Source organism: Streptomyces ruber, assembly GCF_014648075.1.
In the GTDB taxonomy this organism is placed as follows: Bacteria; Actinomycetota; Actinomycetes; order Streptomycetales; family Streptomycetaceae; genus Streptomyces; species Streptomyces ruber.
This window is the reverse complement of sequence record NZ_BMQK01000004.1, coordinates 23,286-46,166: the sequence shown is the minus strand read 5'-3', so window position 1 is coordinate 46,166 and position 22,881 is coordinate 23,286. Positions and strand designations below refer to the sequence as shown.

Annotated in this window: 13 protein-coding genes; 8 read left to right on the top strand and 5 right to left on the bottom strand. The window is 73.2% G+C overall.

Annotation, left to right across the window (positions count from 1 at the left end):
* Positions 1-22: 22 nt before the first annotated feature.
* A complete protein-coding gene (locus IEZ04_RS11550) occupies positions 23-1,813 on the bottom strand; it encodes a serine/threonine-protein kinase (protein WP_189216702.1) in 1,791 nt (596 codons plus the stop codon).
* Between the two features lie 629 nt (positions 1,814-2,442).
* On the opposite strand from IEZ04_RS11550, the gene IEZ04_RS11545 reads away from it, so the two are divergent.
* The 5 genes from IEZ04_RS11545 to IEZ04_RS11525 all read left to right on the top strand — a co-directional run bounded on the left by IEZ04_RS11545 (position 2,443) and on the right by IEZ04_RS11525 (position 13,063).
* Complete coding sequence (locus tag IEZ04_RS11545; protein ID WP_189216701.1) at positions 2,443-6,642, top strand: FHA domain-containing protein; 4,200 nt, start codon at positions 2,443-2,445, stop codon at positions 6,640-6,642.
* A gap of 201 nt (positions 6,643-6,843) precedes the next feature.
* Positions 6,844-8,265, top strand: coding sequence for an ABC transporter substrate-binding protein (locus IEZ04_RS11540; protein ID WP_189216700.1), 1,422 nt, complete (start codon positions 6,844-6,846; stop codon positions 8,263-8,265).
* 9 nt (positions 8,266-8,274) lie between these two features.
* Entirely contained in the window at positions 8,275-9,636 is a 1,362-nt protein-coding gene (locus IEZ04_RS11535; protein WP_189216699.1) for a carbohydrate ABC transporter permease, read from the top strand.
* On the top strand, positions 9,633-10,562 hold the full coding sequence (locus IEZ04_RS11530) for a carbohydrate ABC transporter permease (protein ID WP_189216698.1): 930 nt from the start codon (positions 9,633-9,635) through the stop codon (positions 10,560-10,562). Before IEZ04_RS11535 ends, IEZ04_RS11530 begins: the two co-directional genes overlap by 4 nt.
* 170 nt (positions 10,563-10,732) lie before the next feature.
* A complete protein-coding gene (locus tag IEZ04_RS11525) occupies positions 10,733-13,063 on the top strand; it encodes a bifunctional glycosyltransferase/CDP-glycerol:glycerophosphate glycerophosphotransferase (protein ID WP_189216697.1) in 2,331 nt (776 codons plus the stop codon).
* A gap of 163 nt (positions 13,064-13,226) precedes the next feature.
* On the opposite strand, the gene IEZ04_RS11520 is transcribed toward IEZ04_RS11525, so the two are convergent.
* Positions 13,227-13,640, bottom strand: a complete 414-nt coding sequence (locus tag IEZ04_RS11520) for an organic hydroperoxide resistance protein (RefSeq protein WP_189216696.1) — start codon at positions 13,638-13,640, stop codon at positions 13,227-13,229.
* 121 nt (positions 13,641-13,761) lie between these two features.
* On the opposite strand from IEZ04_RS11520, the gene IEZ04_RS11515 reads away from it, so the two are divergent.
* Positions 13,762-14,250: a MarR family winged helix-turn-helix transcriptional regulator gene (locus IEZ04_RS11515; protein WP_189216695.1), complete on the top strand. Its 489-nt coding sequence runs from the start codon at positions 13,762-13,764 to the stop codon at positions 14,248-14,250.
* A gap of 76 nt (positions 14,251-14,326) precedes the next feature.
* Here IEZ04_RS11515 and IEZ04_RS11510 read toward each other — a convergent pair whose 3' ends face one another.
* A complete protein-coding gene (locus IEZ04_RS11510; RefSeq protein ID WP_189216694.1) occupies positions 14,327-14,974 on the bottom strand; it encodes a TetR/AcrR family transcriptional regulator in 648 nt (215 codons plus the stop codon).
* Between the two features lie 150 nt (positions 14,975-15,124).
* Here IEZ04_RS11510 and IEZ04_RS11505 point away from each other — a divergent pair, with 150 nt between their 5' ends.
* The gene (locus IEZ04_RS11505) at positions 15,125-16,048 is read left to right on the top strand and encodes an ABC transporter permease (RefSeq protein WP_189216693.1); all 924 of its coding nucleotides are present in this window, start codon (positions 15,125-15,127) and stop codon (positions 16,046-16,048) included.
* On the top strand, positions 16,041-16,880 hold the full coding sequence (locus tag IEZ04_RS11500; protein WP_373296290.1) for an ABC transporter ATP-binding protein: 840 nt from the start codon (positions 16,041-16,043) through the stop codon (positions 16,878-16,880). Before IEZ04_RS11505 ends, IEZ04_RS11500 begins: the two co-directional genes overlap by 8 nt.
* Here the strand turns inward: IEZ04_RS11500 and IEZ04_RS11495 are convergent.
* Entirely contained in the window at positions 16,861-17,343 is a 483-nt protein-coding gene (locus IEZ04_RS11495) for a GtrA family protein (RefSeq protein ID WP_229820984.1), read from the bottom strand. The two genes, IEZ04_RS11500 and IEZ04_RS11495, sit on opposite strands and share 20 nt — an antisense overlap.
* A gap of 172 nt (positions 17,344-17,515) precedes the next feature.
* Positions 17,516-22,456, bottom strand: coding sequence for an NAD-glutamate dehydrogenase (locus tag IEZ04_RS11490; protein WP_189216692.1), 4,941 nt, complete (start codon positions 22,454-22,456; stop codon positions 17,516-17,518).
* Between the last annotated feature and the right edge of the window lie 425 nt (positions 22,457-22,881).

The following is a 22,881-nucleotide window of genomic DNA, read 5'->3' as shown; positions in this document are numbered from 1 at the left end:
GGCGGGTCGCCTCACCGGCCCCCTACCCGGAGAAGGTGTTCCCCAGGTTGCTGATCCAGTCGGAGACGTCACCGACCCAGGTGGTCAGCTGGTCCCAGTACCCCTTGCCGGTCCCGATCCACTCCTGCAGCGGGCTCAGCTCCCAGACCAGCCAGCCGGCGACGAACAGGATGACGAGGGTGAACAGGCAGCCCTTCAGGCAGCCGAGCCCGGGGATGCGCATCGGGTTGGCGCTGCGCTGCCGCGGCGGACGGGGTTCACGCGGCTCGCGGGGCGGGCGGGGCGCGGGTGCCCGGGGCCGCTGCGGGGCGGGCGGCGCGTACTGCTGCGGCTCGGGCTGCGGCGTGACCTGGCGCCGCTGCGGCTGCGGGGGGTACTGCTGGGGCTGCTGCGGCTGGTACGGCTGCGGGGACTGGTACGGCTGCTGCGGGTAGCCGTACCCCGGGCCGGGCTGCGGGGGCTGCGGGCGCCGTCCCTGCGGCGGCTGCTGCTCGGGCCGTGCGGCCTGCCGCCGGGGGCGGCGGCGCAGCGGGTCCTCGCCCGGGTCGAGGTACTGGACCTGCGTCTGCTCGTTGCGGTCGCGGGCCGCGCGGAGCTGGTTCTGCCAGGGGTGCGGGTCGTCGCCCTGCCCCGGGCCGCCCGGACCTCCCGGACCGCCCTGCGCGTCCGGTCCGCCGGGCTGGTGCTGCGGCATGACGGCGGTCGGGTCGGCGGCCCCGTGCTGCGGCAGTACGGCCGTGGGGTCGGCCGCGCCCGCCGGACCGGAGGTGTGCGGCAGCACGCTGGTCGCGGCGTTCGGGTCGTACGCGCCCGCGCCCCCGTCGGCACCCGCGCCCTGCGGCAGCACCTGCGTCGGGTCGGCGGCGCCGGCCGGCCCGGGGGTGCCGGGCACCCGCGCGGGGGCCGGGTCGGGCGCGAGCAGGACGCCCACGCCCTCGGCGGCGGCGATCTGCGCGGAGCTCGCGTGCACGCCCACGCCCTCGGCGACGACCCGCAACGCGCGCGCGAGGCTCGCGGCACCGGGCCTGTCGTCCGGGTTCTTGCGCAGACAGCGCTCGATGACCGTCCACAGCGGGTCCGGGACGGTGGACGGGCGGCGCGGCTCGGCGCTCAGGTGCTGGTGCAGCACCTCGAGCGCGGTCTGGCCGGAGAACGGCGGGCGCCCGGTGACCAGCTCGTACAGCAGGATGCCGGCGCCGTAGATGTCGACGGCGGAGGTCTGCGGGCGGCCCTCGGCGGACTCGGGGGCGATGTACGCGGGCGTGCCGACGAACTCGCTGGTCCGAGTGAGCCCCGGGGAGTCGGCGAGGCGGGCGATGCCGAAGTCGGTGAGCATCGGGTGCATCTCGCCGCCGTCCTGCTTCAGCAGGACGTTCGCGGGCTTCAGATCGCGGTGCACCACGCCGTCGGCGTGGCTGGCCGCGAGGGCGTCGGCGATCTGGGCGGTGAGCAGGGCCGCGGCGACGGGCGTGAACGGACCGTTCTCCCGCAGGTAGCGGTGCAGGTCCGGGCCGTCGACCAGGTCCATGACCAGGGCCAGCAGCTCGCCCTCGACCACCAGGTCCCGCACCCGCACGATGTTCGGGTGGGTGAGCCGGAGCAGCACGGACCGCTCGCGCAGGAAGCGCATCACGATGTCCGGATCGCTCGCCAGCTCCTCCTTGAGGACCTTGATGGCGACGGTCTCGCCGGGCTGGCCGGCCACCGCCGCCTCGGCGCCCGCGGTCTCCCGCTGGCGGGCGCGCCAGACCGTGCCCGTGGCGCCGCGTCCCAGCGGCTCCTCCAGGAGGTACTTGCTCCCTACCGGCCGCACGTCATGCGCTCCCTGCTGCTTGCTTGCCTGGTCCGTGGTCCTCGCCGGCGCCCTGGGGTTCCGGCGTGTGTTCGACGTGTGTTTCCGACCCACTGTAGTGCCGCCGTGTACGAGACCGGCCGGTTCGCTCCCGGTGCCCGGGCGGGTCGGCCGGGCGGCCGGGCACACCCTGTGCGTGCCGTGTGCGCGATGCCTGCCTTTACGTATGCCTCGCCATGGCCGTTCGCCATTCTTTACAGATCCCGCGCCCTGTACACGTGGCATGGATCCGGCCGCCCGGCCCGGTGCCGGGCGCCGCTCGCTCCCTTCGCGAGGGCCTGGGCCACGGCCTGCGAGGGCTTCCGCGCGGGAAAGACGCCGGACTCGGGCGGTTGGTTGCCCGATCCGGACGCGACCGATCCCAATCGGACAACTGTCGCGCACTGGTCAGGCACTTTTGCGGGCAGAGCCGACCAATCAAGATCACTTGCCGTTGGGAGGCGGGCGTGTTGTCAGCGGCAGGTGCGAGGATGCCTACTGATACTGGCCGACGTGCCCGTGTGCGGTGGGGGAAGTCTGCGGTGGGGACCGCGCAGGCTCGTCCCCGTCTCCGTCTCCGGGCGCCCGCGCGGAAGGGACCGCTGACGGCGATGCAGATCCGGCTGACCGTCGTAGACCCGCTGGGGCAGCCCTCGGAGGCGCGGGGGCACACCACGGCCTGCGATGTCCTGGTGACGGCACCGTCGGGGACCGCGCTGGCCGCGGTGGCTCCGGGCCTCGCGGCGGCGGTCGGGGGAGGAGCGGGCGCCGTACCGCCCGAGAGGGGCCGCGAGTCCGGGACGGGGCCGGTCGTGCTCTACGCGGGAGCGGAGCGGCTGGACGCACAGCGCTGCACCCTCGGCGAACCGCCGCTGACCGACGGCGCCGTGCTGTCCCTGGGCGCGCCCGCCGAGCCGGGCCCCGAGGTGGACGAGTCCGCGCCCCGGCTGCACGTGGTGGCCGGCCCGGACGCGGGCGGCGTGCATTTCCTGCACGGCGGCAGGATCGACGTCGGCCGCTCCGCCGACGCCGACGTCCCCCTCGACGATCCGGACGTGTCCCGCTTCCACTGCACGGTGATCGTCGTCGACGACGGCCGCGTCTGGGTCGCCGACAACGGCTCCACCAACGGCACCGAGCTCGACGGCACGCGCGTGGACGACCGGCCGGTGCGCTTCCCGGCGGGGTCACTGCTGCGGATCGGCGAGTCCGCGCTCCGGCTGGCGCCGCCCGGGGCCGCGCGCGTGCTGGACACGACGCCCGACGGCGAAGGACACGTGCGGGTGGTGCCGCGAGGTGGCTCCTGTGAGGGGGAGGACGTTCCCGACGCCCGCGGTTCGTCGGTGGGGGTGACGGCCGAGCCGAAAGAGCCGAAGGTGTCGCCGCGGCTGCCCGCACAGGCCGGAACGGCGCCCGCTTCGGACGGGGGCACCCGGGCAGCCACCGGCTCGGTGGCGGCGGGGGCGGGTGTCCCGGGTCAGGGTGGCGCGGGCGGTTCCGCGGCGACGACGGGTGCGGTGCCCCACGCGCGCGCGGAGGGCGACGACGGGCACGCCGCCGGGGGCGGCAGCGGGGCGCGCACGGCCTCCGGTGCCCCGGCTCCGGCTCCCGGGGCCGCCACCGGCGCGTGCGGGCACGCGACCGGGCACGGGGCCGTCGTACCGGGCCGAAGCGCGCCCCGGAGCGGCAGCGGAGGCAGCACGCCGGAGGCCGGCGGGAAGGGGCGTACGGGCACCGACGGCGGCACCGGCTCGGCGGCTCCCGGCGGCACCGGTGGCGGGTACGGGACCGAGGGCGGCGTCCCCGGCCCGGGCGGCACCCGGAAGGGCACGCCCCTGCGGGGCACCGACGCCCCCCGTGAGCCCCGCAGGCGCGGCGGGTTCACCGCCTGGGCTCGGCGGCTGACCGGCGGGCGCGGCGACCGGACGGCCGACGACCGCGATCCGTACGACGTGGACGACGTGGACGACGCGGCCGAAGACCTCGCCCCGCGCCCCCCGGTCTCCGCGGGAGCCCCCGAGACCTGGCCGGACCCGGCGGCCCTGCTGCTCACGGCGCTCGGCCCGGGCCCCCGGCTCTGGGAGCGGACGCCCGGCCACCCGGAGCTGCTGACGGTACGGCTCGGCACGGCCGACCGCACGGCACCCGACGGCACGGGGGTGCTGCCCGCGGTGCCGGTGACGACCGGGCTGCGCGAGGTCGGCGCCCTGGGACTCGCCGGTCCGCGCGCGCGGCTGACGGGTCTGGCCCGCGCGGTCGTCGCGCAGCTCGCCGCGCTGCACTCCCCCGACACCCTGGAACTGGTACTGATCAGCGCGGACCGGTCGCGTCCCGTGGACGAGCGCACGGCCGAGTGGGCCTGGTTCGGCTGGCTCCCCCACGTCCGCCCCGGTCACGGCCAGGACTGCCGTCTCCTGCTGGCGTACGACCACGAGCAGGCCACGGCCCGCACGGACGAGCTCCTGCGGCGCCTGGAGGACCACCTCGCCGACACGGGTCCCGCCGACGGCACGCACCAGGAGGGGGCGCCCGGTGCCCGCGGTGCTGTCACGCCCGCGTCCGCCGGGCCGTACACCGTGGTGCTGGTGGACGGGGACCCCGGTGGCGCCGATGTCCGGGAGGCCGTCGCGCGGCTGGCGCTGGACGGTCCCGTGGCGGGCATCCACGTGATCTGCCTCGCCGAGACGGACGCCGCGTCGCCCGCGTCGCCGGTGACGGAGACGTACGAGGCCGCGTGCGCGGCCTCGCCGGTGTTCCGCGCGTGCGGGGCCGTGGCGCTGCTCAGCGGGGACGTCGCCACGGCCCTGCGGCTGATGCGGGTCCCCCCGGCCCGGCCCACGGCGCGGGACACGAGCGCGGCGGCGGCGCCCCGGCACACCGGGCCCGACGGCCACGCGCGCGCCGCGGACGCCGACGGCCAGGCGCCCGCGCGGACCGCCGCCCACGGGCCGGCCGGCTCGACGAACCCCACCCGGCCGGGCGGCGACCACCGCGATCCGCGCGACCGACGCGCCCCGCACGAGCGCCACGAGCGCCACGAGGACCGCGAGGACCGCGAGCTCCGCGCACCCCGAGCGGACCGTGACCGGCCCGATCCCGGGAGCGGTTCCACCGCCGTCCCCCGGCCCCGGTCCGTGCCCCGGACGGACACCGGGCGCACGAGCCCCACGCACGTCGGCCTGACGGCCCGCCCGCCCGCCGACGCCCCCGGACACGCCCGCACCGGCAGGCCGGACGCTCGGGGCTCTGCGGGTGCTCCGGGTGCTCGGGGCTCCGCGGGTGCTCCAGGTGCTCCGGGCTCTGCGGGTGCTCCGGGCACGTCCGGCCCGGTCACCCCCGGCACCGTCGCCGCCGTCGACGCGGTCTCGGCGGAGTGGGCCGAACGGTTCGCGCGGGCACTGGCACCGCTGCGGGCGGGCGGCGCCGTGGGCGAGCGGCACGCGCGCGTGTCGGCCCCGTTGCCCCAGTCCGCGCGTCTGCTGGACGAGCTGGGGCTGGCCCGGGCCACCCCGGCGTCCCTGCTGGCCCGCTGGGCCGACGCGGCCGACGACGCCTCGGCCGTCGGCGGGCGGGCCCGGGCCGTGCTCGGCGCCGGCCCGCGCGGTCCCGTCTGCGCGGACCTCGTCGCCGACGGCCCGCATCTGCTGATCGAAGGCCCGCCCGGCAGCGGCCGTACGGAGCTGCTGCGCTCCGTCGCCGCCTCGCTCGCCGCCGCCGAGCGCCCCGGCCGGCTCGGCATCACCCTGGTGGACGGCCGGGACGGCACCGGCCGGCTCCCCGGCGACGGGCTGGGCGCCTGCACCGACCTCCCCCACGTGGGCACCCACCTCACGGCCACCGACCCGGTCCGTATGCGGGAGTTCGCCCAGTCCCTGAGCGCCGAGCTCAAGCGCCGTGCCGAGCTGCTCGGCCGTCTCGACTTCGTGGAGTGGCACACGAACCGCGAGGTGTCCGACCGTCTCGTCGGCCAGCGCGCGGCCACCGGCAGAGGGCCGGGCAGGGCCGCGGGTCCGGGCACGAGCACAGGCACGGGCACGGGCACGAGCCCGAACCCGGGCCCAGGCACAGGCACGAGCACGGCGACGCCGCGCGGTGCGTCCACGGGGACGGCGCCGCCGGCCGGACCGGTCCTCCCGGCCGGCGCCGCGGAGCCCGACGCCCCGTCCACCGCCACGATCCGCCTGCGTCCCGCCGCGGGCCGGGAGCGTCCGGAGCCCGGCCCGCCGCTCGCCCGCCTGGTATTGATCGTCGACGACCTGGACACGCTGCTCTCCCCGCCGCTGGGCGCCCCGGGCCGTCCGGCCGCCGGCTCCGTCGTACGCGCCCTGGAGGCCGCCGCCCGGGAGGGCGCCCGGCTCGGCGTGCACCTCGTCGCCGCCACGGCGGGCGGCGCCCGTACGGCCGAGACGGTTCTCGCCCGCGCCGCCACCCTCCGCGTCACGCTCGACGCCCCCGCTCCCGGCCCGGACGAACCGGCGGCGGGGCGCGGCCGTCTGACCGTCACGGACGGCACGGCTCCCGTCACCTCTCCCACCACCGCCCCCACCACCGCTCCCGGCGCCGATCCCGTCACCGACCCCACCGGTCGCACCATCCCCTTTCAGGCGGGCCGCGTCACCGGCCGTATCCCGCGTACGGCCACGCTCCGGCCCACGGTCGTCCCCCTGGAGTGGGCCCGCATGGGCGATCCCCCCGCCCGCCGCCCCGTGCGTGAGCTGGGCAACGGCCCCACGGATCTGGCGCTGCTGGCCAGCGCCCTGGACCGCGCGGCCCGCTCCGTCGCCGCCAAGGAGGTGCCCTCTCTGCTCTGAGCGCCCGCGCGCGTGTGTGTGCGCCGTGTGTGCGCACCTCGTGTGCGAGCGCCCACACCTCCTCCCGCTCCACGTCACGAGCCGATTACGATCTTGGAACGGAGGCCGCAGACGCCCTTGCCGCTGCCGGTGACGCGGCGTAGACCAGAGCGACGGGACAGCCGCTCGGACGTTCAACGCGGAACGCAGAACGGGGCAGTGATGCGCAGCACTCTTCGTACACGCAAGTGGCCCAGAAACACGCCACGCACCACCTCGCACAACACCAGGGCCAGAGCCGGGAGGGCCGTCGCGGCACTCGCCGCCGGAGTCCTCGGCGTCTCCCTCACCGCCTGCGGTGGCGGGGACGACGGTGACGACGGGACCGGTTCGGGCGGCGGCGGCGAGGCCAGGGTCACCGTGCAACTGCCCAAGCTGGACGGGCAGAAGCTCGAGGTCGCGGCCGTCTGGACGGGCGCGGAGCAGGAGAACTTCACCAAGGTCCTCGACGAGTTCGAGAAGCGCACGGGCGCGGAGGTCGCCTTCGTGCCGACCGGGAACAACACCTCGACCTTCCTCGGTACCAAGATCCAGGGCGGCCAGCCGCCGGACGTCGCGTTCCTGCCGCAGGTCGGCGTGTTGCGCCAGTTCGCCGAGAGCGGCTGGCTGAAGCCGATCGGCGCGGAGGCCGAGGCGCAGCTGAAGAAGAACTTCTCCCAGGGGTGGCAGGACCTCGGCGCGGTCGACGGCACGCAGTACGGCGCGTACGTGAAGGCCGCGAACAAGTCGCTGGTCTGGTACAACACCGAGGCCTACGAGGCGGCCGGCATCACCGAGGAGCCCAAGACCTGGGACGAGTTCGTGCAGACCGCGCAGACGGTGTCCGACGCGGGCTACCCGGCCGTCTCCGTCGGCGGCGCGGACGGCTGGACGCTCACCGACTGGTTCGAGAACGTCTACCTCTCGCAGGCGGGCCCGGAGAAGTACGACCAGCTGGCCAAGCACGAGATCAAGTGGACGGACCCGTCCGTGAAGGACGCCCTGACCACGCTGGGCGAGCTGTGGGGCAAGGACGAGCTCCTCGCGGGCGGCCGCAAGGGCGCGCTGGGCACGGAGTTCCCGAAGTCGGTCACGCAGACGTTCTCCGGTGACGCCCCGGCGGCGATGGTCTTCGAGGGCGACTTCGTGACCGCGAACATCAACGCCGACACGGACGCGAAGATCGGCACGGACGCCAAGGTGTTCCCGTTCCCCGCCGTCGGCGACAGCTCCCCGGTGGTCAGCGGCGGCGACGTGGCGGTGGCGCTGGAGGACAACGAGGGCGCGAAGGCGCTCCTGACGTTCCTCGCCTCCACCGACGCGGCCGAGATCTGGGCGGCGCAGGGCGGCTTCATCTCCCCCAACAAGGAGATGGACATGGGATCGTACCGGGACGACGTCACCCGGGACATCGCCGAGGCGCTGCTCGCGGCGGGCGACGACTTCCGCTTCGACATGTCCGACCAGGCCCCGGCGGCCTTCGGCGGCACCCAGGGCATCGGCATGTGGAAGGACCTGCAGGACTTCCTGCGCAACCCCGGCGACGTGGCGGGCGCCCAGCGACAGCTGGAGGCCGACGCGGCGAAGGCGTACGGGAAGAACTGACGGCTCGGGATGGCCAACTCCGTTGCGAAGTCGACGGAGGGTGCGGGCGCGCTGCCCACGCCCTCCGTCCCCCCGCGCAAGAGCGTGACGGGCACCCGGCTGTGGGTGGCGGTGCTGTTCCTGCTGCCCGCCCTGGTGCTGCTCGGCTCGCTCGTGGTCTACCCGATCGGGTACTCGGTCTGGCGCAGCCTGTACGACGCGGACGGTTCCGGGTTCGTCGGGCTCGGCAACTACGTCGACGTCTTCACCGACGACGCCACGCTCACCGCCGTGCGCAACACGGCGGTCTGGGTCGTCGTCGCCCCCGCGGTCGTCACCGCGCTGGGCCTGATCTTCGCCGTGCTCACCGAACGGGTGCGCTGGGGCACGGCGTTCAAGCTGATCGTCTTCATGCCGATGGCGATCTCGATGCTCGCCGCGGGCATCATCTTCCGGCTGGTGTACGAGGCGGACCCGGACCGGGGCGTCGCGAACGCCGTGGTCACCTCGGTGCACGACACGTTCTCCGACGCGTCGGTCTATCCGAAGGCCCGGCCGAACGCCCAGGTCAGCGATTTGAAGGCGTCCGGCGAGGGCTCCTTCACGACGACCGGCACCGTGTCGGCGGGCTCCCCCGTGATGCTGCCCATGGTCGGCATCGCCCCCAACCGGCTGCCCGGCGACCCCGTGGACGCGAAGCCCGCGGCCCCCGGAGGCGACCGGGTCACCGGCACCGTCTGGCTGGACTTCCGGCTGGGCGGCGGCGGGGAGAAGGGCGCGATCGACGAACGCGAGAAGGCGCTGAAGGGCGTCAAGGTCGAGGCGGTGAAGAACGGGAACGTCGTCGCCTCCACGACCAGCTCCGCCGACGGCACCTTCAGCCTGCCCGCCGAGGCCGACGGGGCGCAGCTGCGACTGCCGGGCTCGAACTTCGCCGCGCCCTACAACGGCATCGACTGGCTGGGCCCGGCCCTGGTCACGCCCGCCATCATCGGCAGTTACGTCTGGATGTGGGCGGGCTTCGCGATGGTGCTGATCGCGGCGGGGCTCGCGGGTGTCGACCGCAACCTGCTGGAGGCGGCCCGCGTGGACGGCGCCAACGAGTGGCAGGTGTTCCGGAAGATCACCGTGCCGCTGCTGGCACCGGTCCTGTCGGTCGTGCTGGTCACACTGATGATCAACGTGATGAAGGTCTTCGACCTCGTCTACATCATCGCGCCCCAGCCCAGTCAGGACGAGGCGAACGTGCTCGCCCTCCAGCTGTACCTGTCGTCGTTCGGCGGCGGGGGCGACTACGGTCTCGGCAGCGCGCTCGGTGTGATCCTGCTGCTGCTCGTCCTGCCGGTGATGTGGGTCAACATCCGGCGACTGCGGAAGGAGCGCCAGCGGTGACCGCTCTCGACACCCCCGCGCGCGGGCCGTCCGGGCCCGCCGGAACCGATGCGCCGAACACCTCCGTACGCCCCGAACGCTCCCTCGCCTCGCGGGTGGCGGGCCGGGCGGCGGGCGGTGTGCTGCGCGTCTTCCTGGTCCTGGTGGCGCTGTTCTGGCTGGTGCCCACCTTCGGCCTGCTGGTCTCGTCGTTCCGCGACCCGAAGGACATCGCCGACTCCGGCTGGTGGACGGTCTTCAGCGCGCCGGCGCAGCTGACCGCCGCCAGTTACGAGTCGCTGCTGAAGAACGACCAGGTCACCAGCGCCCTGTTCAACACCGTCTGGATCACGGTCCCGGCGACCCTGCTGGTCATCGTCATCGGCGCGATGGCGGGGTACGCCTTCGCGTGGATGGACTTCAAGGGCCGCGACTGGTGGTTCATGGGCGTCGTGGCGCTGCTGGTGGTGCCGGTGCAGGTGGCGCTGATCCCGCTGTCCAGTCTCTTCGGCACCCTCGGGATCTTCGGCGACATCATCGGCGTCGTCCTCTTCCACGTCGGCTTCGGACTGCCGTTCGCGATCTTCCTGTTGCGCAACTTCTTCGCGGAGATCCCGCGGGAGCTGCTGGAGGCGGCGCGGCTGGACGGGGCCGGGGAGGCGCGGCTGTTCCTGACCGTCGTCATGCCGCTCGCCGCTCCGGCGATCGCGTCGCTCGGCATCTTCCAGTTCCTGTGGGTGTGGAACGACATGCTGGTCGCCCTGGTGTTCTCGGACTCCGGCTCCCAGCCGCTGACGGTCGCCCTGCAGCAGCAGGTACGGCAGTTCGGCGCGAACATCGACGTGCTGGCGCCGGGCGCCTTCATCTCCATGGTGATCCCGCTGATCGTGTTCTTCGCGTTCCAGCGGCAGTTCGTGTCCGGCGTGATGGCGGGCGCGGTGAAGTAACGGCGGACACACGACACGTACGCACCGAGCGGGGGCGGGCCGGACACGGCCCGCCCCCGCTCCGTACGCCCCCGCGCTCCCGCATCCCCCGTATGCCGCGCCGGGCGTGACCCGTGTGCGCGACAGGTCGTTGCCGGGCACGACTGCCGCGCCGACCCTTGGATGCCGCTTTGCCCAGGTTCAGTGTCATCGTCCCCGCGCACGGGGTCCAGGCGTACCTGCACGAGTGCCTGGACTCCGTACTGACCCAGTCCTTCACCGATCTCGAACTGATCGTCGTGGACGACTGCTCACCGGACGCCTGCGGCGCGATCGCCGACGAGTTCGCGGCCCGCGATCCGCGCGTACGCCCCCTCCACCTGCCGGCGAACGGGGGGCTGGGACCGGCGCGCAACGCGGGACTGCGCCTGGCGACCGGGGACTACGCGGTCTTCCTGGACGGCGACGACACCCTCACCCCGGACGCGCTGCGGGCGATCGCCGACCGGATCAAGGAGACCGGCGACCCCGATGTCGTCGTCTACGACCACGCGCGCGTGCTGTGGTCCGGCGAGACCCTGCGCCACCAGCGCGCCCCGCGGCTCACCGAGCAGGGCCCGGCGCCCTTCCGCCTCGACGACCGCCCCGCGCTGCTGTCGGCGCCGACGGCGGTGTGGAACAAGGCGTGCCGCCGGGAGTTCCTCGAGCGGGAGGGCCTCCTGTTCGCGCCCGGCTTCTACGAGAACGTGCCGTGGACCTACCCGGTGCTGATGGCGGCCGGCTCGATCGCCACCCTGGACCGCGTCTGCGTGCGCTACCGCCAGCGCCGCCGGGGCGGCATCCTCGGCACGACCAGCCGCCGCCACTTCGACGTCTTCGAGCAGTACGACCGGCTCTTCGCGTACGTCGACGCCCGGCCCGCGCTGGCCCACTGGCGCCCGGCGCTGTTCCGCCGCATGGTCGACCACTTCGTGACCGTGTTCTCGCGGCGTGTGCGCCTGCCGCACGGTGCCCGTGCCGAGTTCCTGCGCCGGGCGCGCGCCCACTACGCCCGCTACCGGGTGCCCGGTGTCCCGGTCCGCGGCCACCGGCGGCTGCGGCACCTGCTCGTCCGGCTGGGCGCCCACCGCACGTACCAGGCGCTGTGGCTCGCGGCGCGGGCGGGCCGACGCTGCGGACAGGTGCTGTCGTCGGCGCTGCGCGCGGCCGGGCGGGGCGCGCTCGCGCTGCACTACCGCGTCCAGCGGCTGCTGCCGCTGCGCGCCGACCGCGCCCTGTTCTCCGCGTACGGGGGCCGCGGCCACTGCTGCAACCCGGGCGCGCTGGAGGAGGCGTTCCGGGAGTTCGCCCCGCACGTGCGCACCGCGTGGGCCGCGCATCCCGAGCACCACCACACGCTCCCGACGGCGACCCGGCGCGTGGTCCCGGGCTCGGCGGCGTACTGGACGGCGCTGGCACGCGCCAAGTACCTCGTCACCAACGCCGAGTTCGACACCCGGCTGGTGAAGCGCGCCGGGCAGGTCCTGGTGCAGACGCAGGCCGGCACCCCGGTCAAGCGCATGGGCCTGGAGCTGCGGGGCCGTCCGGCCGCCGCCCGCGGCGCGGACACCGCGGGCCTGCTGCGGGGCGCCGACGGCTGGGACTTCGTCCTGTCGGGCAACCGGCACTCCACGCTGGTGTGGGAACGGGTCTTCCCCGCCGGCTACGAGACGCTGGAGTACGGGCTGCCGCGCAACGACGTCTTCCAGCGGGCGACCCGGACCGACGTGGACCGGCTGCGCGCCTCGCTCGGCATCCCCGAGGGCGCGGTCGCCGTCCTGTACGCGCCCACGTACCGCGACTACCGCGGCGACGCGCGCACGGCGCTGGACCTGGAGCGCGTCCTGCGCGGGCTCGGCCCGCGCTTCGTCCTGCTGGCGCGGACCCACCACGCCCACGACGCCCCGCCGTCCGGTCCCGCGTACGACTCCCCGTCGGCCCGCGCCGGCGGCGGGCGGCTCCTCGACGTGACGGGTCACCCGAGCGTCGAGCACCTGTGCCTGGCGTCGGACGCGCTGATCACCGACTACTCGTCGCTGATGGTCGACTACGCCAACCTGGACCGCCCGATCGTGCTCCTCGACGACGACCGGGAGGTGTACGAGGCGACGCGCGGCACCTGCTTCGACCTCCGCTCCGCCCCGCCGGGCGCGGTGGCGCGCGGTGAGGACGAGCTGATCGACATCTTCACCAGCGGCCACTGGCGCGGCTCCCGCTCGACCCAGCTCAGGGCGGCGTTCCGGGAGCGCTTCTGCCCGTACGACGACGGGCGCGCGGCCGAACGGGTGGTGCGCCGGGTGGTGCTGGGCGAGACCGCGGCCCGGACCGGCGCCGCGGTCACGGGGCTGCCGCCGGTCGTGCCGCTCGACCGGCGGCACCCGGTGCCGTCGGCGGCGGCCCGTCCGGCGGCGTCCGTGCCCGGGCCCTCGCCGTCGTTCCCGCCGGCGTTCCCGGCGGCTCCAACGTCCTTGATGCGTCCGTGAACCCACCCGAGCCCTCGCGCCGGTTCCCCGGACCGTCCGAACCGAAAGCAGGCCCATGCGCGCGACGTCGCACCCCACGCCGACCCGGCCCCCGACCTGGCGTCCTCCCACGGGACGGCCGGGCCGGCCGGGGCGCTGACGGATCGCGCCGGACCGGCCGCCGCTACTCGACGACGAGCTCGACCGGGATGTTGCCGCGGGTGGCGTTGGAGTAGGGGCAGACCTGGTGGGCCTGCTCGACCAGCTTGCGGCCGGTCTCCTGGTCCACCGTGTCCGGCAGCTCCACGCGCAGCGTCACCTTCAGGGCGAAGCCCTCGCCCTGCTTGCCGATGCCGACCTCGCCGGTCACCGCGGCGTCACTGACGTCGACCTTCGCCTGGCGGCCGACGAGACCGAGGGCGCTGGCGAAACAGGCGGCGTAGCCGGCGGCGAAGAGCTGCTCGGGGTTGGTGCCCTCGCCGTTGCCGCCCATCTCCACCGGCATCGCCAGCTTGAGGTCGAGCTTGCCGTCGGAGGTGACGGCGCGCCCGTCACGGCCGTGGGTGGCGGTGGCGACGGCGGTGTAGATCGCGTCCATGAATGATCATCCCTTGCGCAGTCGGTCGTCGCGGCGGCCGGGTCCGGCCGCCTCACCAACGAGTACAGCACACAATTTAATTGCACACAACTTAATCACGGTGCGGAGTTACCCTGGTGTCATGACCACGAGCCGCGCCACAGCCGACGATCTCCTCCGTCTCGACCAGCAGATCTGTTTCTCGCTGAGCGCCGCCTCGCGCGCCTTCAACGGCCTGTACCGGGTGCTCCTGAAGGACCTCGGCCTCACCTACCCGCAGTATCTGGTGATGCTGGTGCTGTGGGAGCACGGCGAGCTGCCCGTGAAGAAGGTCGGCGAGCACCTGCGGCTCGACTCCGGCACCCTGTCGCCGCTGCTGAAGCGGCTGGAGGCGGCGGGACTGGTACGGCGTGAGCGCAGCGCGCGCGACGAGCGGTCGGTGGAGGTGCGCCTCACCGAGAAGGGCGTGGCCCTGCGCGAGCGGGCGCTCCAGGTGCCGCGCCGGATCGCGGCCGCGACCGGTCTCGGCCTCGACGACATCCTGGAGCTGCGCACCCGGCTGGACAGCCTGACGGCCGCTCTGGACACGGCGGCGCTGGAGGGCGCACAGGACCCGGAAGGGCTCCCTTAGGGCCCGGAAGCACCGAAGGCTCCTTTAGGGCCCGGAAACACCGGAGGCTCCCTTAGGGCCCGGAAACACCGGAGAGCTACAGCGCCTTGAGTGCCGCCGTCGTCGCCCGGGCCAGAGCGGGCAGATGCCCCTTCGGCAGCTTCGGGCTGCGGACGACCACCGCACGCCAGTAGAGCGGGCCCGAGATCAGATCCAGGGCCAGGTCCTCGTCGATGTCCGCGCGGATCTCGCCCCGTTCGGCCGCCGCCCGGACGATCCCGCTCGCGACGCTCTGCTGACCCTCACGGAGCGCCTTCTGCATGGCCTCGGCGATCTCCGGGTTGCGGGCCGCCTCCGCCTGCAGGTCGGGAATGATCTGACCGGCCACCGGGTGCCGCAGGGCGCGCGAGGTCACCTCGTACAGCAGCCGCAGATCGGTCTCCAGCGAGCCCGTGTCGGGCGCCGGCAGGCCCTGCACCGCCACGGCCGAGACCAGGTCCAGGACCAGGTGGAGCTTGGAGCGCCAGCGGCGGTAGACCGCCGTCTTGCCGACACCGGCGCGGCGCGCGATGCCCTCGATGGACATGCGCGCGTAGCCGGCGGCCGCAAGCTCCTCGAAGACCGCGGCGCGGATGGCCTCGGTCACGTCCTCCCGCAGCACGGCCGCCCCCGCGGGAGCCCGGCGGCGCGCACGCTGCGGCTGCGCCCCTGCGGTGTCGGCTCTGCTCGTCATGGCGTCCAGCATAGGGCGTTACGACGAAACGGTTGCGTTCCGACGTAGCTTGGCCCTACGCTCGCGTTGCGACGAAACGGTCCCGTCCCGACGTACAACCGGCGCTCGACGAGACACGCCGGGCAGGGACACCTCCCCCCTCCCCGAGCGAAAGCAGCGGATGTGAGCCAGGTCCTCGACACGCCGCCCCCCACGAAACCCACCGCGCCCGCCGCCACCGAGTCCCCGGCGGAGCTCGCCGCGCGGTACGGCCTCGGCGTCAGCGGCGCCCGCCCCTCCCTGCCCCAGTACGTGCGGCAGCTCTGGGCACGCCGGCACTTCATCACCGCGTTCGCCACCGCCAAGCTCACCGCGCAGTACAGCCAGGCGAAGCTCGGCCAGCTCTGGCAGGTGGTGAACCCGCTGCTGAACGCGGCGGTGTACTACCTGATCTTCGGCGTGCTGATGGGCACCAGCCGCGGCGTGCCCGACTACGTGCCGTTCCTGGTGACCGGCGTCTTCGTGTGGACGTTCACGCAGAGTTCGATCATGGCGGGCACCCGGGCCGTCTCCGGCAGCCTCGGGCTCGTCCGCGCCCTGCACTTCCCGCGGGCGTCGCTGCCGGTGTCGTACTGCCTCCAGCAGCTCCAGCAGTTGCTGTTCTCGATGGTCGCGCTGGCCGTGATCCTGCTCTGCTTCGGCGTGCCGGTCGCCGCGTCCTGGCTGCTGATCGTGCCCGCGCTCGCCCTGCAGTTCATGTTCAACGCGGGCGTGGCGATGGTCATGGCCCGCGTCGGGGCGAAGACGCCGGACATCGCGCAGCTGATGCCGTTCGTGCTGCGCACCTGGATGTACACGGCGGGCGTGATGTTCAGCATCGATCACGTCCTGGCCGGGAGGGACGTCCCGTCCTGGGCGCGGCTCCTGCTGGAGTACAACCCGGCGGCGGTCTACATCGACCTCGTACGGTTCGCGCTGATCGACAGTTTCCAGGGAAGCCAGCTTCCCGACCACGTCTGGGCCGTCGCCCTGGGCTGGGCCCTGCTCGCCGGCATCGGCGGCTTCATCTACTTCTGGAAGGCTGAGGAGACGTACGGCCGTGGCTGACACCATCACCCGTCCCGACCTGGACCCGGCGGACGGCGCGCGCGGCGCCGCCCCCGCCGAGCGCGTCCCCACCGTGATCGCCGACCGCGTCGACATCGTCTACCGCGTCAACGGCACCGGCGCGGGCCGCGGCAGCGCCACCGCCGCCCTCAACCGCATCCTGCGCCGCAAGAAGTCCGAGAAGGCGGCGGGCGTCCGCAGGGTGCACGCCGTGCGGAACGTGTCCTTCACCGCGTACCGCGGCGAGGCGATCGGCCTGATCGGCACGAACGGGTCGGGCAAGTCCACGCTCCTCAAGGCCGTCGCCGGCCTGCTGCCCGTGGAGAACGGGCACATCTACACCGACGGCCAGCCCTCCCTCCTCGGCGTCAACGCCGCGCTGATGAACGACCTCACCGGCGAGCGCAACGTCCACCTCGGCGGTCTCGCGATGGGCATGACCCGCGAGCAGGTCAGGGCGCGCTACCAGGAGATCGTCGACTTCTCCGGGATCAACGAGAAGGGCGACTTCATCACGCTGCCGATGCGCACGTACTCCTCCGGCATGGCGGCGCGGCTGCGGTTCTCCATCGCCGCCGCCAAGGACCACGACGTCCTCCTCATCGACGAGGCCCTCGCCACCGGTGACCGCTCCTTCCAGAAGCGCTCCGAGGACCGCATCCGCGAACTGCGCAAGCAGGCGGGCACGGTGTTCCTGGTCAGCCACAACAACAAGTCGATCCGCGACACCTGCGAGCGGGTGCTGTGGCTGGAGCGCGGGGAACTGCGGCTGGACGGGCCGACGGAGGACGTCATGAAGGAGTACGAGAAGTTCACGAACGGGAAGAAGTAGCGCCGGCGAACACCCACGTCCGGTAGACGAGGAAGCGGAACGCCGAGGCGAGCGTGATCGACAGGGCCTTGGCCAGGTTCGAGCCGACCGGTCCGTCCAGGGCCAGGCCGTGGTGGGAGACGTAGAACAGCCCGCTCTCCACGAGGATGCCGAGGCCGCTGAAGACGAAGAACAGGGCGATCTGCCGCGGGACGCGCACCGCCCGGTCGCGGTAGGCGAAGAAACGGAAGCCCAGGTAGTTGGTGGCCATGGCGAGGCAGCTCGCGATCACCGTGGCGGCCATGGGCGGTGCGGCCCCGCCGTGCAGCAGGGCGTTGAACACCAGGAAGTTCACGGCGACACCGCTGCCGCCGACGATGCCGAACTTCACCACCTCGACGGCGAGACGACGGGTCCGTCCGCGCGCCGGGCGGGCACCGGTGCCCCGGGCGCGCACCCGCACGTCGGCGAGGTTCAGTGTCACGGGCCCGCTCCCTCCCTGTTCACCGGCCGAACGACTCTCGACACTCTTCGGACAATCGGGGCAACGATAACCCGAATATCCCGTATGCCACGGAAAGGTACTCCCCGCGCGCCGGGACACGAGAGCGCCCCCGGGTCCACCAGGACCCGGGGGCGCGCCCTTTTCCGTTCCGTCACGAGCTGCGCAGCAGCGTCCTCATCGTCCGCATCGCCACCGACAGGTTCGCCAGGTCGAACGAGTCCGAGCCGTGGATCTCCTCCAGCGTCGTGCGCGCCCGGCTCAGGATCGCCGCGTTCTTCTGCTCCCACACCTTGTAGCGCTGCTCGGGCGTGGACGAGCCGTTGCCCGCGGACAGGACGTCGGCCGTGAGCGCCGCGTGCGCCGCGTACAGGTCCTCGCGGATCGCCGCGCGGGCCATGGACTGCCAGCGGTCGGCGCGGGGCAGCTCGATGATGCGGTCCATGAGCTGCGCGATCCGCAGCCGGTCACCGAGGTCGTAGTAGACCTCGGCGACCTCGATCGGGTCCCGGTCGACGCGGTGGGCCACCGTGACGATGTCGAGCGTCGGGAACGCGGAGGAGAACCCGGCGACCCGCGTGGCGAGTTCACCGGGGACACCCGCGTCCGTCAGCTCGTCGTAGATCTTCTGGTACCACTCCAGGTCCGCGCCGCGCAGCAGCTTGGGCAGCTCGGCCCAGACCCGGTCCACGCCCTCCTCGAAGAACGCGATGGTCCCGCTGAGCTCCAGCGGCTGCGGCCGGTTGTTGAGCAGCCAGCGTGTGCCCCGCTCGACCAGCCGGCGCGAGTGCAGCCGGATGCGGGTCAGCACGGCGGCCTCGACCTTGTTGTCCAGGGCCTCGACCGCGTCCCACACGGCCGACGAGCGGAAGATCGCGCGGGCCGCGGTCTGCGCCCGGACGATCTCCTCCAGCGAGGCGCCGGTCTCCTCGCGCAGCCGGTGCAGATACGTCGTACCGCCCGTGTTGACCGTGTCGTTGACCAGCACCGTCGTAGTGATCTCACGGTGCAGCGGGTGGTTGTCGATCCGGTCCGCGAACCGTTCCCGCAGCGGCTCCGGGAAGTACGCGTGCAGCAGACCGCGCAGGTAAGGGTCGTCGGGCAGCGAGGTGTGCAGCAGCTCCTCGGCGACCGTGATCTTCGTGTACGCCAGCAGCACGGCCGTCTCCGGGCCGGTCAGACCGTGCCCGCCGGCGAGGCGCTCGCGGATCTGCCGGTCGGTGGGCAGGAACTCCAGCGCCCGGTCGAGATGGCCCTCGCGCACCAGGTGACGGATGAAGCGCTGCTGGGCGTGGAGCATGTCCTTGGACTGGGCGAGGGCGTTGGCCAGCGCCATGTTCTGCGCGTAGTTGTTGCGCAGCACCAGGGAGCCGACCTCGTCGGTCATCTCGGCGAGCAGCTTGTTGCGCTGCTTGACGGTCATGTCGCCGTCCGCGACCAGGCCGTTGAGCAGGATCTTGATGTTCACCTCGTGGTCGGAGGTGTCCACGCCCGCGCTGTTGTCGATGGCGTCGGTGTTGATCCGGCCGCCCTGCCGTGCGAACTCGATCCGGCCGAGCTGGGTCAGGCCCAGGTTGCCGCCCTCGCCGACGACCGAGACCCGGAGGTCCGCGCCGTCGACCCGGATGGCGTCGTTGCCCTTGTCGCCGACGTCGGCGTGCGACTCGGTGGACGCCTTGACGTACGTCCCGATGCCGCCGTTCCAGAGCAGGTCGACCGGCGCCTTGAGGATGGCCCTCATCAGGTCGGCGGGGGTCATCTTGCCGACCCCCGCCTCGATGCCGAGGGCCTCGCGGATCTGCTTGTTCAGCGGGATCGACTTCGCGGTGCGGGGGAAGATCCCGCCGCCCGCCGACAGCAGCTTCCGGTCGTAGTCCTCCCAGGAGGACCGCGGCAGCTCGAACAGCCGGCGGCGCTCGGCGTACGAGGTCGCCGCGTCCGGGGCCGGGTCGATGAAGATGTGCCGGTGGTCGAAGGCGGCCACCAGTCGGATGTGCTCGGAGAGCAGCATGCCGTTGCCGAACACGTCACCGGACATGTCACCGATGCCGACCACCGTGAAGTCCTCGGCCTGCGTGTCCACGCCCAGCTCGCGGAAGTGGCGCTTGACCGACTCCCAGGCACCGCGCGCGGTGATGCCCATGCCCTTGTGGTCGTAGCCCGCGGAGCCGCCGGAGGCGAAGGCGTCCCCGAGCCAGAAGTTGTAGGCCTGCGCGACCTCGTTGGCGATGTCGGAGAATGTCGCGGTGCCCTTGTCCGCGGCGACGACGAGGTAGGTGTCGTCCTCGTCGTGCCGGACGACGTCGGCGGGCGGCACGACCTCGCCGGCCACCATGTTGTCGGTGATGTCGAGCAGGGCGGAGATGAACGTCTTGTAGCTGGCGACGCCCTCGGCCATCCAGGCGTCCCGGTCCACCGACGGGTCCGGGAGCTGCTTGGCGACGAACCCGCCCTTGGCGCCGACCGGCACGATGACGGTGTTCTTCACCATCTGCGCCTTGACCAGGCCGAGGATCTCCGTACGGAAGTCCTCACGCCGGTCGGACCAGCGCAGACCGCCGCGCGCGACCTTGCCGAACCTCAGGTGCACGCCCTCCACACGCGGCGAGTACACCCAGATCTCGTACGCCGGACGCGGCGCCGGGAGGTCGGGAATCGCCTGCGGGTCGAACTTCATGGAGACGTACGTGTGCGGCCTGCCGCCACTGGCCTCCTGGAAGAAGTTGGTCCGCAGGGTGGCCTTGATGACGGTCAGGAAGGACCGCAGGATGCGGTCCTCGTCGAGGCTCGCCACCTGGTCGAGGGCGCTGTCCAGCTCCTCCAGGAGCGCGTCGACGAGCTCGTGACCGGCCTTCTGCCGGTCCGGCGACATCCGCGCCTCGAACAATGACACGAGCAAACGGGTCGTGTGGACGTTGTGACGGAGGGTGTCCTCCATGTAGTCCTGGCTGAAGGTCGAGCCCGCCTGCCGCAGGTACTTCGCGTACGCCCGCAGCACCATGGCCTGCCGCCAGGTCAGCCCGGCGCTCAGCACCAGCGCGTTGAAGCCGTCGTTCTCGGCGCGCCCGGTCCAGGTCGCCGCGAACGCGTCCTGGAACCGCTCGCGCCCGTCGTCGCCGAGGTGGTCCCCGTTCCCGTTCGCCGCCTTGGGCACGCGCAGCCCGAAGTCGTAGATCCAGGCGGTCGTACGGTCCGCGCAGCGCAGCTCGTACGGCCGCTCGTCGACGACCTCGACGCCGAGCCGGCTGAGCACGGGCAGCACCGCGGACAGGGAGACGGACCCGCCCTTGCGGTAGATCTTGAAGCGGCGCTCGCCGGGGCCCGCCCCCACGGGCTCGTACAGGCTCAGCGCGAAGTCCGTGCCGTCCTCCGCGGTGCCGAGCTCCTCGATGCGGGCGAGGTCCGCGACGGCCGCCCGCGGGGAGTGGTCGGCCTTGTACCCCTCGGTGAAGGCGCCCGCGTAGCGGCGCAGCAGCTCGGCCGCGCGCTCCTCGCCGAACTCGGCGTTCAGCGCCTCGCCGAAGCCGTCGGCCCAGGAGCGGGTGGCCTCCACCAGCCGCGCCTCGATGCGCTCCTTGTCGGCGGCGCTCAGGCTGGGCAGCTCGGTGCCCTGCGGGACGCGGACCACGAAGTGCAGCCGGGAGAGGACCGACTCGGTGTTCCAGGCGGTGAAGTCGACGCTGGTGCCGCCGAGCTCCTCCTTGAGGATGTCGATGATCCGCAGCCGGACCGCCGTGGTGTACCGGTCGCGCGGCAGGTAGACGAGGGCGGAGTAGTAGCGCCCGTACTCGTCCTGGCGCAGGTAGAGCCTCAGCCGCCGGCGCTCCTGGAGGTAGAGCACGGAGGTGACGACGGGGAGCAGTTCCTCGACGGACGTCTGGAACAGCTCGTCGCGCGGGTACGTCTCCAGGATCTGCAGCAGGTCGCGCCCGTCGTGGCTGTTGGACGAGAACCCGGAGATCTCGAGCAGCGCCTCCACCTTGCGGCGGACGACGGGCACCCGGCGCACGGACTCGGTGTACGCGGCGGACGAGAACAGTCCGAGGAACCGCCGCTCCCCCACCACGTTGCCCTCGGCGTCGAACTTCTTTACGCCCACGTAGTCGAGGTAGCTCGGCCGGTGCACGGTGGCGCGGCTGTTGGCCTTGGTGAGCACGAGCAGTCTGTGCTCGCGGGCCTTGGCGCGGGCGTCGGCCGGGAGCCGCTCGAAGGACGGGCTGACGGGGTGGTCGTCCTCGCCGTGGTGCGTCGGGTCGGCGCGCAGGATGCCGAGCCCGGTGCCCGCGACGGCGGCGAGCGAGTCGTCGTCCCGCAGGCGGTACTCGCGGTACCCGAGGAAGGTGAAGTGGTCCTCCGCCAGCCAGCGCAGCAGCTCGCGGGCCTCCTCGATCTCCTCCCGGCGCAGGTCGCCCGCCACGGGCTCGGCGGGCAGCTCGTCGGCGATGCGGACCGCCGCGTCGCGCATCTTCTCCCAGTCCTCGACGGCCTCGCGCACGTCGGACAGGACCCGCAGCAGATCGGCGGTGATCTGCTTCAGGTCCTCGCGGTCGGTCTCACGGTCGATCTCGACGTGGATCCAGGACTCGACGTGGGCGTCGTGCGGCAGCTCCGCGGCGGCGGCCGGAGTCGTGAGGACCTCGATCAGCCTGCCCGTCACGTCCCGCCGGACGACGACCTGCGGGTGGATGACGACGTGGATGCCGCGCCCCTGCCGCGACAGCTCGTTGGTGACCGAGTCGACGAGGAACGGCATGTCGTCCGTCACGACCTCGACGACGGAGTGGCTGCAGGTCCAGCCGTTCTCCTCGACGGTCGGGGTGTGCACCCGCACGCTGGCCGTGCCCTGGGGGCGCGTCTCGGCCAGCCTGTGGTGCGAGAAGGCGGCTCCGAAGATGTCGACCGGGTCGCGGTCGGCGAGATCCTCCGGGGCGGTGTGCAGGTAGTAGCGCTGGAGGAAGGCGAGTACGGCGTCCTGGTCCGGTGCGCCCCCGCCCGTCGTCCCGGTCGGGAGGGTTCCCCCGGCCGGACTGTTCTCAGCTACCCGGGCGGCCCGTTCGAGCAGCTCGGCCTTGGCTTCGTCCAGCTTGGTCTGCATTGTCCTCTGGCTCCTGTCGCGCGCCGTTGCGTGACGTTGAAGGAAGTACGGTCTCTCGCCTTCCGACACGACGCCCGGACGCGGGGTCTCCGGTCTGATCCGACGCTATGCCGCAAGGTGAGACGAGCGAGGGGTTATCAGCCATTTCCGGCGTCCCCGAAAGGTGTGATGCTGCTCTCTGTGAGCCGCCCCCGGGTGCTCCCGGCCCCCTGGGAGCCCTCCCGGCCCCCTCCCGCCCGTGTGAAGCGGCGACCGCCGCCCGGTCACGGCCGTCCGCCGTGCTCTCCGGGCGCTGGGCAGGGACGACGAGGTCCCCGCTGGATATCGCGCTGATCACCTCACAAGGCTATCGCTCCGGACGGGCGCCCCGTCACGAGCCGTATGTGTACAAAAGCGGGGGCCCGACTTCGACGTTCCGCACAGAA